10 protein-coding genes are annotated in these 16,516 nt (G+C 57.5%); 5 read left to right on the top strand and 5 right to left on the bottom strand.

Going from position 1 to position 16,516, the window contains the following annotated elements; genetic code table 11:
* Positions 1 to 91: 91 nt before the first annotated feature.
* Genes ACXPVS_RS06100 through ACXPVS_RS06085 form a run of 4 tightly spaced genes read left to right on the top strand, consistent with a single transcriptional unit; the run spans position 92 to position 6,142 of the window.
* On the top strand, positions 92 to 1,348 hold the full coding sequence (locus ACXPVS_RS06100) for a TolC family protein (RefSeq protein WP_458509120.1): 1,257 nt from the start codon (positions 92 to 94) through the stop codon (positions 1,346 to 1,348).
* Positions 1,345 to 2,829 carry an efflux RND transporter periplasmic adaptor subunit gene (locus ACXPVS_RS06095; RefSeq protein ID WP_458509119.1) on the top strand — a complete coding sequence of 495 codons (1,485 nt, stop codon included), beginning with the start codon at positions 1,345 to 1,347 and terminating at the stop codon, positions 2,827 to 2,829. The genes ACXPVS_RS06100 and ACXPVS_RS06095 overlap by 4 nt, the downstream gene beginning before the upstream one ends.
* Positions 2,826 to 5,984, top strand: a complete 3,159-nt coding sequence (locus ACXPVS_RS06090) for an efflux RND transporter permease subunit (RefSeq protein ID WP_458509118.1) — start codon at positions 2,826 to 2,828, stop codon at positions 5,982 to 5,984. Before ACXPVS_RS06095 ends, ACXPVS_RS06090 begins: the two co-directional genes overlap by 4 nt.
* The gene (locus tag ACXPVS_RS06085) at positions 5,981 to 6,142 is read left to right on the top strand and encodes a hypothetical protein (RefSeq protein ID WP_458509117.1); all 162 of its coding nucleotides are present in this window, start codon (positions 5,981 to 5,983) and stop codon (positions 6,140 to 6,142) included. Before ACXPVS_RS06090 ends, ACXPVS_RS06085 begins: the two co-directional genes overlap by 4 nt.
* Before the next feature lie 1,881 nt (positions 6,143 to 8,023).
* On the opposite strand, the gene ACXPVS_RS06080 is transcribed toward ACXPVS_RS06085, so the two are convergent.
* The 5 genes from ACXPVS_RS06080 to ACXPVS_RS06060 form a co-directional block, all read right to left on the bottom strand.
* On the bottom strand, positions 8,024 to 8,941 hold the full coding sequence (locus tag ACXPVS_RS06080; RefSeq protein WP_458509116.1) for a DUF6708 domain-containing protein: 918 nt from the start codon (positions 8,939 to 8,941) through the stop codon (positions 8,024 to 8,026).
* The gene (locus ACXPVS_RS06075) at positions 8,938 to 12,201 is read right to left on the bottom strand and encodes a toxin VasX (protein ID WP_458509115.1); all 3,264 of its coding nucleotides are present in this window, start codon (positions 12,199 to 12,201) and stop codon (positions 8,938 to 8,940) included. The genes ACXPVS_RS06080 and ACXPVS_RS06075 overlap by 4 nt, the downstream gene beginning before the upstream one ends.
* Entirely contained in the window at positions 12,198 to 13,064 is an 867-nt protein-coding gene (locus ACXPVS_RS06070) for a DUF4123 domain-containing protein (RefSeq protein ID WP_458509114.1), read from the bottom strand. Before ACXPVS_RS06070 ends, ACXPVS_RS06075 begins: the two co-directional genes overlap by 4 nt.
* Positions 13,061 to 15,106 (bottom strand): type VI secretion system tip protein TssI/VgrG, encoded by a 2,046-nt coding sequence (gene tssI / locus ACXPVS_RS06065; protein WP_458509113.1) that lies wholly within the window; start codon positions 15,104 to 15,106, stop codon positions 13,061 to 13,063. Before tssI ends, ACXPVS_RS06070 begins: the two co-directional genes overlap by 4 nt.
* 131 nt (positions 15,107 to 15,237) lie before the next feature.
* Entirely contained in the window at positions 15,238 to 15,753 is a 516-nt protein-coding gene (locus ACXPVS_RS06060) for an Hcp family type VI secretion system effector (protein WP_458509112.1), read from the bottom strand.
* Between the two features lie 284 nt (positions 15,754 to 16,037).
* Between ACXPVS_RS06060 and ACXPVS_RS06055 the strand changes: the two genes are divergently transcribed.
* Positions 16,038 to 16,280, top strand: coding sequence for a hypothetical protein (locus ACXPVS_RS06055; protein WP_458509111.1), 243 nt, complete (start codon positions 16,038 to 16,040; stop codon positions 16,278 to 16,280).
* The last annotated feature ends 236 nt before the right edge of the window (positions 16,281 to 16,516 follow it).

Below are 16,516 nucleotides of genomic sequence, written 5' to 3'. Positions count from 1 at the left end.
TCACTCTGAGCCCCATTTCGCGTTAGCGGGATGGCATATCTGCGTGCATGTCTTATGACGCGCGCAGTGGATCATCACAGGAATCGTGAACATGAAATCCAAGTGCTATTGCACAGGGTGGTCTCTCGTGGCCGGCCTGGCGGCAAGTGTACTGGCATTGCCGAGTCTCGCTGGCGCATTGACGCTCGATGAAGCTTTGCAACTGGCTGAAAACAATGCGCCGTCGCTGACCGCACAGGACGCGAAAATTCAGGCCGCCAGTAGTGCGGCCATCCCCGCTGGTGAACTACCCGATCCCAAGTTGCTGCTTGGCGTACAGAATTACCCCATTGGGGGCCCGAATCGCTGGAGCATCGACCAGGACTTCATGACTATGCAAATGGTCGGAGTCCGTCAGGAGATGCCCAACAGCGCCAAGCGCAAAGCCCGCATCGAGGTCGCTGATTCGGCCATTGACCGCGCCGCGGCTGAGCGCCGGGTTGAACGTCTGAAGGTTCGTCAGGCTACGGCACTGGCCTGGATCAACAGCTTCTCCGTTGAGCGTAAAGATGCGCTGTTCCAGGATTTCTACAAAGAAAACCGTCTGCTGGCCGATACCGTCCGTGCACAAATTGCCGGTGGCCGCGCTCAACCTGCTGATGCCGTAACGCCCAAACAGGAAGCAGCACAACTGGAGGAGCAGCAAGATGACCTGATTCGCCAGAGAGCGCAGGCCCGAGCGGCCCTGAAGCGCTGGATTGGCCCTGCCGGCAACGACAAACCTGTGGGCAGGTTGCCTGAATGGCCTGTCGAAGCCTCTGGCTACTCTCAAAAGCTGCAACGTCACCCAGAACTGGCAGCGTTCGCGCCAATGACCCGCGAAGCGCAAGCCAGGGTCCGTGAAGCAGAAGCGGACAAACAGTCGGATTGGAGCTGGGAAGTCGACTATCAGCATCGCAGTCGACAGTTCGGCGACATGGTCAGTGTGCAATTTTCATGGGATCTACCGCTGTTTCCTGACTCTCGGCAAAATCCAAAAATTGCCGCCAAGCACGCTGAGCTCAACCAGCTTGAGGCCGAGCGTGAAGCCCTGTCACGCGAGTATACCCAGCAACTGGAGGACGAGTTGGCCGACTATGAACGCTTGAATCGTGCCGTACATCGAACCGAGGACAGTCTGTTGCCCTTGGCCAAGGAAAAGGTCGAGCTCAGTATGGCCAGCTACCGCGCCGGCAAAGGCGATTTGATCTCAGTCGTGGCCGCTCGGCGCGAGCTCATCGAAGCCCGCCTCAAACAGATCGACGTGGAAGAGCAACGCGCGCTGACCAGGGCGCGTTTGTATTTTGCTTACGGGGAGTCCAGCCAATGAACCTTAGAAAATGCAACGGTGCATTGCTGGTAGGCCTCTCGCTGGTAGTGGGTGTTGCCGGTGGTTACTGGTTCGCTCAGCAGGGCATGAGTGAAGTACCTGGTGAAGCCCCGGAGCAGAGCCTCCCTTCTCTGGACGAACGTAAAGTACTGTATTGGTACGACCCCATGTCCCCGCAGCAAAAGTTCGATAAGCCGGGTAAGTCGCCCTTCATGGACATGCAGTTGGTTCCTCGGTACGCCGACACCAAAGGGGACAGCGCAGCCGTTCGCATTGATCCAAGCCTGACTCAGAATCTCGGTGTGCGACTGGCTACGGTCAGTCGAGGTGTGTTTGCTTCGAGTCTGGAGGTCGTTGGTGTGTTGGCCTTCAACGAGCGGGACGTCGCGGTCATTCAAGCCCGTACGGCGGGTTTCGTCGAGCGCGTGTATGCCCGTGCCCCTGGCGACGTGATCAAAGCCAATGCCGCCATGGCGGATATCCTTGTACCTGAGTGGGCTGCGGCTCAGGAGGAGTTTCTCGCACTCAAGCGCAGTGGCGATGCGGGCTTGCTGGCAGCGGCTCGCCAGCGCTTGCGGCTCACCGGGATGCCGGCGGCATCAATTGCGCAAGTAGAGCGCAGTGGCAAAGTCCAACCAATCCAGACCCTCACCAGCCCTATTGGTGGCGTGCTGCAAGCGCTCAATGTACGCGAGGGTATGACGGTGGCCGCTGGCGAGACACTGGCACGCGTTAACGGTTTGAGTACCGTCTGGCTGGCCCTGGCCGTTCCGGAGACTGAATCTGGATCGATCCTCATGGGGCAAGCGGCAGAGGCGCGTTTGCCCGCGTTCCCTGGGGTTGTGCTCAAGGGCGTAGTCAGCGCGATTCTTCCGGAAACCAATCCGGACAGCCGCACCCTTCGTGTGCGGGTGGAACTACCCAATCCGGACGGGCGCCTCAGGCCGGGTTTGACGGCGCAGGTACGCCTGAATCGCTCGACCGGGCAAAGTGTCTTGTGGGTGCCGAGCGAGGCCGTCATTCGCACGGGTCGACGTGCCTTGGTGATGCTCGCCGAAGACGCGGGCCGCTACCGTCCTGTGGAGGTGCAACTCGGGCAGGAAAGCGATGGCAAGACGGCAATATTGAAAGGTCTGGAAGAAGGACAGAAGGTGGTTACCTCTGGCCAGTTCCTGCTCGACTCGGAGGCCAGTCTTAAGGGCATTGTTGCGCGCTCAGAGGAAGTGTCACCACCCAGCGAAGCAGCTTCCAGCTTTCATGAGGCGGATGGGCAAATCGTTGAGATCAACGATAAAGAAGTCAGGCTTGCCCATGGTCCTTTCAAGACGCTGGGCATGCCTGGCATGACGATGGCGTTCCCGCTCGCGAGTCCGGCGCTGATGCAGGGCCTCAAAACGGGCGACAAGGTCCGGATAGCAGTGAGTCAAACCGACGATGGCTTGCGTGTTGAGCGCCTGGATAAATCGGGGAGCCAGCCATGATTGCTGCCCTGATTCGTTGGTCAGTGGCCAACCGGTTCCTGGTGCTACTGGCGACACTGTTTGTTACGGCTTGGGGCATCTGGTCGGTGCAGAGCACGCCCATTGATGCGCTGCCGGATCTCTCCGATGTTCAGGTGATCATCCGTACCCCCTATCCTGGACAAGCGCCGCAGATTGTCGAAAACCAGGTGACCTATCCATTGTCCACTACCATGCTCTCAGTACCGGGAGCCAAGACGGTGCGTGGTTATTCCTTCTTCGGCGACAGCTTTGTGTACGTGCTGTTTGAAGACGGTACTGACTTGTATTGGGCCCGCTCACGGGTGTTGGAATACCTGAGCCAAATACAAAGTCGCTTGCCGGCCAGCGCCAAACCAGCGTTGGGGCCGGATGCGACAGGCGTTGGCTGGATTTTCCAGTACGCGCTGGTAGATCGCAGTGGCGGACATGACTTGGCGCAATTACGCGCCTTACAGGACTGGTTCCTCAAGTTCGAACTCAAGACCCTGCCGAATGTTGCGGAAGTGGCCACCGTGGGAGGCATGGTCAAGCAGTACCAAGTGCAGCTTGATCCGCTCAAATTGGCCAGCCTCGGTATCACGCAGGCCGAGGTGACCGAAGCGATCGGCAAGGCCAATCAGGAAACCGGTGGCGCCGTCCTGGAGATGGCAGAGACCGAGTTCATCGTGCGCGCTTCCGGCTACTTGACGACGCTCAACGACTTTCGGGCGATCCCACTCAAACTGGGCTCGGGCGGTGTGCCGGTCACGTTGGGCGATGTTGCCACGATTCAGTTGGGGCCCGAGATGCGTCGAGGCATCACCGAACTCGACGGCGAAGGTGAGACCGTCGGTGGCGTGGTGATTTTGCGCAGCGGCAAGAATGCTCGCGAGACCATTGCGGCGGTCAAAACCAAACTCGACGAACTGAAAAGCAGCCTGCCGGCCGGGGTGGAGATCGTCACCACCTACGACCGCAGCAAGTTGATCGACCGCGCTGTGAAAAATCTGAGCCACAAGCTAATCGAAGAGTTCATCGTCGTCGCGTTGGTCTGCGGGATCTTCCTCTGGCACCTTCGCTCATCCCTGGTGGCGATCATCTCCTTGCCCGTGGGTGTGTTGATTGCCTTCATCGTCATGCGCTACCAGGGCATCAACGCCAACATCATGTCCTTGGGCGGGATAGCCATCGCCATCGGCGCCATGGTCGACGCTGCCGTGGTGATGATTGAAAACGCGCACAAGAAGGTTGAGGCCTGGCATGTGGCCAATCCGGGGGAGGAACTGAAGGGTGAACGTCATTGGCACGTGATGACCGAAGCGGCAGCAGAGGTAGGCCCCGCGCTGTTCTTCTGTTTGTTGATCATCACTCTATCGTTCATTCCGGTGTTCACACTGCAAGCGCAAGAGGGGCGGCTATTCGGCCCGCTGGCGTTCACCAAAACTTACGCCATGGCCGCAGCGGCGGGATTGTCAGTGACCTTGGTGCCGGTGCTGATGGGGTACTGGATTCGGGGACGAATTCCCAATGAACAACAGAACCCGCTAAACCGTTGGCTGATCCGGATTTATCAGCCGGCTCTGGACGCGGTCTTGCGTCGGCCAAAGATCACGTTGCTGGTGGCGCTATTGGTTTTTGTCAGTGCGCTATGGCCAATGTCTCGCTTGGGTGGCGAATTTCTCCCCCCGCTGGACGAGGGTGATCTGCTCTATATGCCTTCGGCTCTACCGGGGCTGTCAGCGCATAAAGCGGCGCAACTGCTGCAACAGACCGACCGCCTGATCAAGACGGTGCCAGAGGTCGAACATGTCTTCGGTAAAGCCGGTCGTGCCGAAACCGCTACCGACCCGGCACCGCTGGAGATGTTCGAAACCACCATCCAGTTCAAGCCACGTGAGCAATGGCGACCCGGCCTGACCCCGGAGAAGTTGGTGGAGGAACTGGATCGGGTCGTCCGTGTACCGGGGCTGACCAATATCTGGATCCCGCCGATTCGCAATCGCATCGACATGCTCGCTACCGGGATCAAGAGCCCGATCGGGGTGAAAATTGCCGGTAGCAATCTGACGGAGATCGACGCGGCGACTCGGGCGGTCGAGCGTGTGGCCAAGGACGTGCCAGGGGTCAGTTCAGCCCTGGCCGAACGCCTGACCGGCGGCCGTTATATCGACGTGGATATCGACCGCAAAGCTGCTGCTCTCTATGGGCTGAACATCGCCGATGTACAGTCGATCGTCGCCGGCGCCATCGGCGGAGAAAACATCGGGGAAACCATTGAAGGGCTGGCCCGCTTCCCGATCAATGTGCGATATCCGCGTGAGTGGCGTGATTCGCTCGGCGCCTTGGAGCAATTGCCGATTTACACCCCGCTAGGGAGCCAGATCACCCTCGGCACGGTGGCGAAGCTCAAGGTGAGTGATGGTCCACCAATGCTTAAGAGCGAGAACGCCCGACCTTCTGGCTGGGTGTATATCGACGTGCGTGGGCGGGATATTGCCTCGGTGGTCGCCGATCTACGTCGGGTCGTCAGTGAGCAGGTCAAGTTGCAGCCGGGCATGAGTTTAAGCTACTCGGGGCAGTTCGAATTTCTCGAAAGGGCCAACGCACGACTCAAACTGGTGGTGCCTGCCACGCTGTTGATCATCTTCGTGCTGCTCTACCTGACGTTTGCCCGCTTCGACGAGGCCTTGCTGATCATGGCCACTCTGCCATTCGCCCTTACTGGCGGGGCATGGTTCCTCTATCTGTTGGGGTTCAACCTGTCAGTCGCCACCGGGGTCGGCTTTATCGCCTTGGCCGGCGTTTCCGCCGAGTTTGGCGTGATCATGCTGCTCTACCTGAAAAACGCCTGGGCCGAACGTGAAGACCTCGGCGACAACACTGAACGCGGGCTGGTGGCGGCCATTCGTGAAGGTGCCGTGCAGCGTGTTCGACCCAAGGCCATGACCGTGGCGGTGATCATTGCCGGCCTGTTACCCATTCTGTTGGGCAGCGGCACCGGCAGCGAGGTCATGAGCCGCATCGCCGCGCCCATGGTGGGCGGCATGATCACCGCGCCCTTGCTTTCCCTATTTGTCATTCCGGCAGCTTATCGCCTCATGCGTCGCCGCCACCTCGCAGTTGAACCCGTCAACGCTCAAGGAAAAGACGTATGAATGCAGTTGTAAGCACCGTATTTGCGCTTTCACTTTCTGCCCACGCGGAGGGCATGCCGGGCATGAAAATGGACAGTATGGAGGGTATGCAGATAAAGCAGGATTTAAAGCAGGCTGCAGTCGCTAACGCCGAAGGAGCGATCAACGCGACCGATTGATCGACTGGCAAATCTGTACAGTCTGTTGGACAGACGGTAGCGTCCCTTACGTGCCAAACCTTCCGTTGCAGCGCGAGGTGCTCGTAAAAAAACGAGTCAAGGGACGCTCACCTACTCATAGGAGGGATATCTGGAGGAATCATGGTAGACCTCCGTTCTGTAGAACCGCGCCGCAAAATTATGCAATCGGTTGGAACGGTTCATACCGGGCCGGATACCCCGCACAGAGGGCCATAGTCTTGAAGGCTACCTGGGTCAACGATTTCTCGGCAGCCGGGTCAAACCCTCATCAGCGCCAGCAGCCAAGTAGTCATTGCGGGAAAACAACCGCTTTTTTGTGGTGGCTGCCGGCGACTTCCAGCTCAGGGGACTGCTCTAAAACGACGAAGTCAGCGTTACCGGTTGAATTGGGATCTGTGCGGGGGTGGCAGGTGGGCGGAGAGCGCTTTACCCATACATGTACAAAAGGTCGTCGATCAGCTCAAGCTCCTGCTGTGAGTACTGAACCTTGTTGTACCGTCGAATGTCCTCAAGCACACCTCTGATCGGAACTTGCCGCGAAGGATCCTGAACAATATGACCATTGTTTAGATGGACTTTTTTTGAAGGCTGTCCATATCCCACGACGATTGAAAGTGGCTTGTGGGCAGGTCGCCTACCTAATCTAAGGAGAGCAGCGCGATTAGGCAGTATCAGGCAGCGACTGCCGCATCGTTTGAGCTTTTGTCGAGCGGTAATGTTTGGTCGGCCGCTGCCGGTCTGTGATGCTGCCGCCGACCAATTGCATCCATTTTCATGTTGCTGTGGGCGCAGTTAAGACGATCTCATCACCGCAGCGGCGCGTTTTGACACAGTTACGGCCAGAAGCAGACATTCGATATGTCTGAGAAGTTAGAAGCGATTCACTCATCGTCTTCGGTGTGCATCAATCGGATTTCGCCTGGGCTCATTCGATAGAGGTTGTGGGTTTTTCTTTGTTCTTTATGTATGAGGTTATGGCAATTATGACAGAGCGAAATCAAATCATAATCGTTTTCAGCTCCTAGCCTGTCATATAGGATGTGATGTACGCACTCCGCAGAGCATTTAAACGCCTGACACTGATAGTCATCTCTGCGAATAATGCGGGCACGCGTTCTTTCCCACTCCGGTGAGTCGTAATAAGTACCGAATCTGGAATTATCTCTCCATGTCAGCTCACCTTGTTGGAGCCTCTGGCGAACGTTATTTTTATAATTTTGGTGGTCAATTTTCGAGCTTTCAAGCCGATGCTGCAACCATGCATTGTATTCCTCCGTTGATCTTTTAACCAAATCTTTATCGAAAGGTGTAAGCGTCGCCCAACCGGGATACTTGCTTTTGCTAGATGTACTAACGAGGTGCCCGCAGGTTACACATTGCAGAACTACAGCGTTCCCTCCTGTGGAGTAAGTTCGAAGACGGGTGTCCAAATGCTCATGTGCGCAGTTTTCCAGGCATGGCGCCGGATTTAGCTTCCGGAACGTTTCATCGACATAAAGGGTAGATGTCAACCCATGGACATGAGTGGAACCCGCGCCAACTCTCGTTTCCCGCTGAATACACCATGGCCATAGATATCCACCTATGAAGTGTTTTCAGAGTCTGATTTGTCCATACCGAAATCTGCTGTTGACTGCTACGAGATTGCACCCCACTTGACAACCTGATTGCATCGGTACTGACCACCCATTTGCATTCGACTTGACCAGTCATTTGCACGGGATGTGGCCAGCTAGCTGGGTGGCGATGACCGGCAGGAATCGGCCAAATGCGGTCGTTCACAGGTACCTACAGAATTAGAGGCGAGTCAGTGTCGGACAGTGGGGACTCTTCCCCAATCGCGCTCCTTAGTGTTGACAGTCATGCGACTTGTGCTGAATCCTCCAGCTCTGCTTCACGCTTGGCAATAGCCACTTCCAACTCCGGGGAGCGTTTGGCCCATTGCTCGGGGGGAAGCGGTTGGGACCATTCGACGATGGCGGGATCGGTCAGCTCAGGTGGTGGGGCGAGCTTCCAGTTTTGCAATTTTTCGGCCCAGTATGTTCCTAGGAAAATAACGAAAAATAACCCGTGCAATACGTCTAGAAAGTCGCCTTTGAAAAAGCTGGTTACGATGGAGCCGATCTGTGTCTCGGCGTATGGCTTTCGTCCCAATCGGCTATTCGGGATCGCATGTGGCCCCTTCTCCATGTAGCTGCGCATGCACTCCCAAAGGCTCATAGCCGTTTCGCCACCGCCGCAGTTGAATCCTAGACTGAAGTCGCGCTCCTTCTCCGGCGCATCAGGATCGGGATTGCGGAAGCCCACTACCAATAGACCTTGAGTGGTTTTGCCGTGCTGCCCCACCGAGTCCATCGCTACTGCTTGGGCAGTAACCTGCTCCCAAGGCACGATCCAGTATCGGCCATCTTTGAATGGCACACATACTTCGCGGCGTTGACGGTTGAAGCGGATTGGAGGCGGTACGGGACTCATTAAACCTTTCAGTACTAGGAGAATGGGAATGCCAACTATGAAAAGCGAAAGGGCCAATGCTTCCCAGAAAATTACGGAATTGCGCTCGTGGTGAATAAGCCAGATACAGAAAAGTAGTACCGGCCAAATGACCATCACTGCCGAGCCAATACTGTAAGAACCGATGTCAAGGCAAACGTCGTTCTTGCGCCAGATGGTGTTTAGGACATCCTTTGGCGTTTGCCCTGTAGGAACGGCCAGTGGTGCCAAGTAGTCCTCTCGCGAGAGCGGTCCTTTGCGGCTGCCGGATGTGGCTGAGGTCATGCCTTGTCCTTGGGTTTCAAATAGCTGGGGTTCTGTTGCGGACCTAGGCGGTGAATGCTGGCCCGATCAAGTTCTGGGGTTGGTTCGCCGGAGCGCAAGGTGACGATTTCACCATCCGGGCTCAATAATCCGCCATTGGGTGACAGGGTGTAGGCCAAGCCTTTTGCGCCGCCGATAGTAGCACCGACTCCGGCCAGCAACGCCACCGGGCTGAGGTAAGACAGGCGTAAAGTCAGGCGGGTGAGCGGTTGGGGAAAACTACCGCTCAAACGCAGGCCTTGACCCTCATCGACCGGGATCCAGGTGCATTGGCTGGCATTCAACCAAGTAGATCCGAGGTCAGTTGGCGTGCCGCGGGTACCGGTGCCGAAGCCGGCCGAAACGGGAGTTAAGTTGCCACTCATGGCTAAATCAATTTGTGCGGCACCCGGCGCCGCTCCAGGCAAGTCAATCGTAAGTTGGTTGATGCCGTCCTGAGTAATCGTGTCACCCATTGAACCACTGATGCGTACTTCCCGCGTTTCCATAGCCAGACGAGGCTGGTAGAGGAGCATCATCAGTTCGTTGATTTCGTCCAGCTGTGCCTGAGGTGCGATGAAGTTGTGAGTGTCGGCTCGGCGATGGGACCAACAGCAGTTAGCCAGGTAGCTTTGCAGAGGGTTGGCCTGGCGGAACCATGCAAACAGGTACAAACCTCCCAAACCCAGAAGCAAAAGATTGAGCGGGCCCATGCCAAGTCGAAAGCGCTTTATTGCGAGAGGAGTCGAGATTTTGTTCGACAAGCGCATCCCAGTGAGGCTAAGACCTAGTAGTGCCTGCGCTCCGTATACTGCGATCTGTCCGGTAACGGCCAGTTGCTTGATTTTCAGCCACGGATCGATTGAGCTTTGAGCGCTATCTATTTGAATTTTTAACGATGCGAACTCTTGGAGGGCTGCTGCTGCTGACACTACCCCTACTATTCCTCCAAACAGGGTCAGTGTAGGAGCTACTACAGCCCCACGACCTAGCTCTTGAACTCCCTTCCCCAAAATCAACCAATTCTGAATCACCGCCCCCAACGCAGCCCCGGCATACAAATACGCTGACATGCTATCCGCCTGCCGTTGCGCATCGCTGCCTTCCAGGGCAGCTGCCTGCCCGGCATAAGTGCCGGCGTTGAGAATGTTGACCACCAGCGCCGCCAGCGGCAGCAGGCCACCCGAGGCCTTGACCGAGGGAGCGTTGACGATGCCGCTGACGCGCCCGAGGCTGATGGCTTGAGCAGTGCTGCGGGTCCATTGGCTGAGGGCTTCAGCGTTCTGGCCGACCAAGCGCCAGACCTTGATACCGTTCTCTACGGTCTGCACGAGGCGGGTGTTATCGCCGAGGCGGATGACCAGGAATAATCCCATTGCCATCGTCGTGCCTTTGCTTGCATGAATCAAAGAAGCGCCGAGGCGGGTCATGGTTGCCGTCCAGGCACCTTCCAGATTGCTCGCTAACCTCTCGATATTGCGCAGGGTGTCCGCGTCCAGAATCTTGAGTGCGGCTGCACGGGAGTCGGCAAGGTTTTCCAGACTGAGCGCCGTGACCAGTTCGTTGAGGCGCGAGGTATTGTTTACCGCCGCTTCCAGGCTCGGACTCCACGCCTGGAACACCAGACGCAGCAAACCGGGATCCTCGCTATTCACATAGTCGGCAAACTGTTTCGCGCCTTCGCTACGGCTGCACTGAGCGCTGAGGCAGGCGACCGTCAAACTTTCAAGCCAAGTGAGGTGTTCTTCGCTGCTCTGGTCGACAAACCACGTGCCGCTGTCGTTGCGTGGCAGGTAGGCTTTGCGATCGGCGTACAGCAATTGATGGCGTTCTTCGACCTGTTTGAAGTGCTGCGGCGCCTCCTGATCCAGCCAATGGTCCATGCTCGCCAAGTCGATGTATTCACCAACTTTGGTTCCGCTGCCACCTTCCAGATTGCTGGTTTTTTCCTGGCGATAATCTCGCACGACTTGTTGCGCTTCCTGATGTAGCTCGCTCGGGATGAAGCTGCGCACCTTGTTCAGTACGGCCTCTTCACGGGATCGAACCTGAGCCAACAGGCCATCCGCTTGGGCATGTCCATACTGTCGGCCGCGTTGTTGGTTGATGCGTGTTTCTTCCAGCATCAGGGTGTTCAGCTGCTTTTGACTGTCGATCAGGGTGTCGCCCTGTTCCGGTGTCAGTTGCAGGTTGTGTTCGCGATACCGGTAGTTGAGCAGGTTGGCAACTTCGCCACCGTCTTCGGTGACCATGTTGCGGATAAAGCTGCCGATGGTCTGGCGCAAGCTATTGTCGGCTACCCACTCTTCGTGTTCAGCCTCGACCTTGTTCTGTTCGTGGTCGATATCCCGCAACACCCCCAGATCATCATCCAGTGCAGCAAACACAGCATACAGCGGAGCTGACTCGCTCTTGGCTTTGTCCAGCCAGGCTTGCGTAGGTGCCAGTTCCCATGGGCTGGCGCTCCAATTCCCAGGCTCGACCACGGGCTCGCCCGGTGGTTGCGTGCCGGCCGCCTGTTCGCGTTCGCGCAGAGATTCCGAGCTGGCGGAATAGGCTTTGATGTTGTCTTGAGTAGGCGCGGCTTGCGCTGTTTTGCGTTGTTCTTTCACGCCTTCGCGGGCAGTCGCGCCGTTCTTCTGATGTTCATGTGCGAGGGTTTTTTCGCGCACTTTCGGCATGAGTTCGGCGACAAGTGTCGGGGCTTTTTCGAGCGGCGGGCAGTGTTTGGCCGACAGGCGTTTGGCGACGTCGGTGAGGGCGATCTGACGCATACGCTTGCGTCGTTCACCGTTCTTTTTCAGGCGCTCGCAGGCGTCTTTGCCCAATGGCACTTCGCTGTAGAGCATCCACGCGTCGGTGCTTTTGTTCAACGCGATTCCGGCGTTTTCACCGGTCGTCAGGGCAGAGTGGGGTTGCGTAAGCGGTTGTTCGACCAGCAAACCATCAGACGCGACGGCGTAGCGTTTGAGTGGTCCTTCGGCATGCCATAGATAGACGTAACCCGCGCGCAAGCGGCGCAAGGCCATCGGGTGGCTTTTGGTCGGGCTGGAAGGCGCGAAATCGGCGTGTTCGGCGGCCTGTTCGGCCATTGCGTAGCGGCTGGGAACCACGAAGATTTCGGGTTGGCGCGCAGGGCAGGTAGTAGCCGGGCTGGACAACTCTTCGTCGCCGAACTGGCATTGCGCTGCCTGATCGGCAGCGGCCAGGTTGCGGTTTTTATCGAGTGGGGCGGTGGTCATGCAATGGACTCCTTGTCAGTCAGCAGCCAATGGCGATGCAGTTCTACCAACAAGGCATCCAGGCGTTGTGTGGCGTTGAGCGTCGGCTGTTGAAGAATCTCGCGGTAGGCCTGATGGTCGGGCGCTTGCGGAAACGCCGTGCCGTGCTCGGCAACAAGAGCAGACCAGCGCGCCACTTCTTTTGGCGCAGAGTATCCGTGGCTGGCGGCGCCTTCGCGACACAGCACGGCCCACTCCTGCTGGTCGGCAGTCGAATGTTGGGCCAGACAGTCGGGAAAGTAAGTACGAACGTGCTCCAGCAACTGTTGATCAAACATTTCCAGCTTGCCTTGATTGAGCCGTTGCAACTGTTGCTCATCGAGGTAAAGCCACGGACGCTCAGCATATTGCTGGGCGCTTTGGCGATCCTGCTCACGAACGATCCACTGTTCTTCCAGGCCTTCTCGCGCTGGCAGGCGTACGCGTCTGATCGGGCCCATCACGTGATCTTTTTCCCCGGGGTTCAGGGTCGGCAGCCAATGGCGCATGACTCGCGGGTCGTAGTAACGAAACAGCATTGAGGCATCACCGGTCACCCGAGCATGGATGAGGCTGCGCAGATGTTCAGTCAATTGCTGTAGACGCGCATCACTTTCGATGATGAGGCCAGCGTCATTTTGCCAGTCATCAGTAAAGGCTTTCTCAAGTGCGCTGTTGGCGCGCAAGACGACCAGCGCAGGGCCAACATCAAACACCTCTTGGTAGGGTGTTGCGTGATACAGCCATTCGACAACAGGGTTGTCATCCAGGCTGTACAGGCGGGCCGGAAGGTTTTCGATCTTTGCTCCGTCCAGAAGCAGATAACGCGTGGCACCAGGGATCATTTCATCGCCTTCAGTTGTTGGCATATCTCGCAGACTGGCTGAGCCGTTGTGGCTGCTCGTTGCAGGGTTTGACGCAAGGCGGGCACCAACAACGCTCCAGCCTTATCCGCATCCGCCTGCTTCAACGGCCCCGGCAACAACGGTGCAGCCCCCGTGCCGCTACCCGGACCACCGCCGGAGTTCATATTGATCACCGGCCCGCTCATGGTTACGCCGCCAGCATCGATCTTGATGAAGCTGCCGCCGCCCACCAGCGTCAGTTCGGCGCCAGCTTCCATCACCACTTTCATGCCGCTGCTCAGGTGGATTTCCTGTCCTGCGTCGATGAACTGGCCGGTGCCGATCTTGATGTGCTGATTGACGCCGACGGTCAGGTGGTCGTTGGCCCGCGCCTCAACTTTGCGATCGGCATAAACCGTGTGGTGTTCTTCGGCCTTGAATTCCGTGTAGCTGTTCTTTTCAACGGTGTCGTGACGCTCGTTGCCGACCCGAATCTTCTGGTCGTGCTCGACGTTCTCGTCCCAGTCGCGCTGGGCGTGCAGGAAAATTTGTTCCTGGCCCTTTTTGTCTTCGATGCGCAGTTCGTTGTAACCGCCGCCACCGGGGGAGCTCAGGGTCTTGAAGGTGCTGCGGGTTTTGTTCGCCGGCAGGTCGTACGGGACGACGTTTTCCTTGTGGTACAGGCAGCCGCTGATCAGCGGTTGGTCGGGGTCGCCTTCGAGGAAGCTGACCAGCACTTCCATGCCGATGCGTGGGATGGCGATGCCGCCGTAGTGGGCGCCGGCCCAGGCGGAGGAGACGCGCAGCCAGCAGCTGGTTTTGTCGTCGGCCTGACCTTCGCGGTCCCAGTGGAATTGCACTTTGACGCGGCCGTACTGGTCGCAGTGGATCTCTTCACCTTTTGGCCCGGTGACCACGGCGCTTTGGCTGCCGAGGATCCGGGGTTTGGGGTGGTTCAGCGGTGGGCGGTTCGGCACGTCCCATGGGGTGGCCTGGAAACGGTTGCGATAACCCTGATGGAAGTCGTCCTTCAACGCCGTGGTGTGGCTGGTCACCGACTCCTCAAGCACTTGCGGCTGCTTGCCTTCGTGGAGGATTTCGGTCAGCAGCCATAGGTCATTCCACTTGGCTTTCGGGTGTTGGGTCAGGGCCAGGAAGTGGCCGCTGACGAGGATCGGCTGATCGCTGCGGCCTTCGGCGAGCTGGAAGTCGCTGCGGTGACGTTCCAGAGCGCGTTTGGCCAGGTGCTTGCCGCGTTCGCGGTCGATGAAACGACCGGGGTAGTCGTAGTCTTCGAGGTCGGGCAGGGCGTCGCCACGGTTTTCGCTTTCCAGCGTCAGGCGCGGTTTTTCGAAGTCATAGTCGCGGCGGGTGGTGCGGCTGGTGCGGGTTTCCAGGCGCAGGTCGAAGCGTTTGATCACCGGGTTGTTGGCGACCATGCCGGAGTCTTGCTGGTAGGCCACGGGTGCGAGTTTCGGGAACACCGTTTGGTCATCGCCGAACACCAGCTTGTGGGCCGTGGCGCTGTGCTGGAAGTGGTAGTGGATACCTTCTTCCTCGCACAGGCGCTGGATGAACTGCAGGTCCGATTCATCGTACTGAACGCAATAAATGCGCTCGGGATAAATCGCCCCGACGTTGAATGCGTAGGCGTTGCTTTGGATGCCGTGCTCTTCGAGGACGCTGCCGATGATTTTAGGCACCGTGAGGTTCTGGAAGATGCGCTGGTTGATGCGGTGCGCCAGGTAAGACAGTTGCGGGCGCAGGGTCACCGCGTAGCGGGTCAGGCGTTTGCCGGAATCGCCCTGGGCGGCGCGATAGACCTGGCCGTGAATGCCGCTGCCGTCAGGCGAGAGCTGCAAAAAGGCCGGTTTGTGCAGCAGGGTCTCGAGGTCCAGGGACGGCTGTTCACTGACCAGCTCCACCTCAAACACAAACGGCTGGCTGATGGCTTCCCGACCTTGCAGGGAAAATACCTGGAAGTCGCTGGAAAGACCTTCGATGGTCAGGGCAAAGTGAGTTTGATTGGCCGGCGCGAACATCCCTTGTTCCTCGTGCAATGTTTCGGCGTAAACCAATACCCGATCAAAGGATCAGCAGACGCGAAATTCTGGAAAGGCGTAAACAACATCGACCAGCAGAGCTGGCCGATGCGTGAAGCGGTCAGCCGCGATTAAGCGACTGGCTGACGCCAGTCATCGGAACCCGAAGTACCGGATACTTCGTGGGTCCAGGTGATTTTGCGGTAGGTGAATTGCACTTCTTCCAGGTGCGTGAAGTGCGAGTTCGCCGGGTCTTGGCAGTTGTGCATTTTGTTGTTGATGGCGACGATGATCGCGTCTTCCAGTTTGGTGGTGTAGTAGTGCTCTTGGGTCCCTTGGGCCGAAGTGCGGTACCACTGGATAACGATTTCGCTCATGCGCTCGCCGGAAGTCAAAGCGGCTTGCAGCAGTGGCGAAGCCTTGTCGTAGACCTTGGTGATCACAACTGGCTTGTGAACGCGCTGACCGGTCGGTTGGCCGGACTGCGGGTCACGCGGGATGATCACGTCGTGGCTGAACGCCTGAACCATGACCTGGTCTTCGTGGCCTTCCTGGTAGGTGTTGCCAACGGAGTCGGCAGTGACGGCGCCGGCAGTGATCTGGCCTTGTTTTTCGCCGGTAACCGACATGTACGCTGGTGTAGCCATGGATGTGCTCCTTGCTAAAAATTGAGAGTGCCCGGAGGCGAAATCGCCCGGTGGGTACCTGAACTGTTATCAAGGAACGTGCCAGGTTCGGTGACGACCCCGGGAGCCGGGAGGTTGGTCGTTCCGGCAGGCGCCTTTGGTCGAATTTTGATCAGGTATCAAACTGAAAGTGCGCAAGAAGTTGCGCATAATGGCGATGAGGCATCATCACGAGCCGATGCTTTGGATAGTAAAGTCGTTCTTGATACGCTAGCTACTCAGAGGCCCGCCCCAAAGGTTCTCCTGTGTACCGGCTTCAGGCGCAGATGCCGCCTATTCTTGGCAAGATACGTCATGGCACTGACAAGGTTTGTACAGGCCTGAGAATTAAGGCGGTTGATCATCCCAATACCCAGATCACGATATCCAGTCTGATCGGCATTGCAACTGAAGTAATGGCCCTGCCCTTGGGCGATTCGTACCCACAGCTCACCGATTTTCCGCGCTTTGTGCGTGTCACGCGAGTGATGAGTTCCGTTGAAGAATAACGTGGCGTGAAGGTGGAAGCCCCGGTCCTTTCCCTGCTCCAGGCTCCAAATGTAGCCTGTCTCATGGTTGAGATCGGATCACGCTCTCTTGCTCGAATGAATGCTTTTAGGTCAGCCAGTACGCGTTCGACTTTCAATCGAGGCTTGGTTATGTCCAGGTTATGCAGACCCATCCGTACCACCAGGGTACGGGCGGATCGGTCAGCGGCAACAGGTAACTTTAACAATCGAAAATC

Source organism: Pseudomonas sp. Ma2-10, from assembly GCF_054330215.1.
This window is presented reverse-complemented; position numbering and strand designations above follow the sequence as displayed.

Coding starts and splice junctions, on each gene's coding strand:
- ACXPVS_RS06100 (WP_458509120.1), top strand. CDS start 92: ATGAAATCCAAGTGCTATTGCACAGGGTGGTCTCTCGTGGCCGGCCTG.
- ACXPVS_RS06095 (WP_458509119.1), top strand. CDS start 1,345: ATGAACCTTAGAAAATGCAACGGTGCATTGCTGGTAGGCCTCTCGCTG.
- ACXPVS_RS06090 (WP_458509118.1), top strand. CDS start 2,826: ATGATTGCTGCCCTGATTCGTTGGTCAGTGGCCAACCGGTTCCTGGTG.
- ACXPVS_RS06085 (WP_458509117.1), top strand. CDS start 5,981: ATGAATGCAGTTGTAAGCACCGTATTTGCGCTTTCACTTTCTGCCCAC.
- ACXPVS_RS06080 (WP_458509116.1), bottom strand. CDS start 8,941: ATGACCTCAGCCACATCCGGCAGCCGCAAAGGACCGCTCTCGCGAGAG.
- ACXPVS_RS06075 (WP_458509115.1), bottom strand. CDS start 12,201: ATGACCACCGCCCCACTCGATAAAAACCGCAACCTGGCCGCTGCCGAT.
- ACXPVS_RS06070 (WP_458509114.1), bottom strand. CDS start 13,064: ATGATCCCTGGTGCCACGCGTTATCTGCTTCTGGACGGAGCAAAGATC.
- tssI (WP_458509113.1), bottom strand. CDS start 15,106: ATGTTCGCGCCGGCCAATCAAACTCACTTTGCCCTGACCATCGAAGGT.
- ACXPVS_RS06060 (WP_458509112.1), bottom strand. CDS start 15,753: ATGGCTACACCAGCGTACATGTCGGTTACCGGCGAAAAACAAGGCCAG.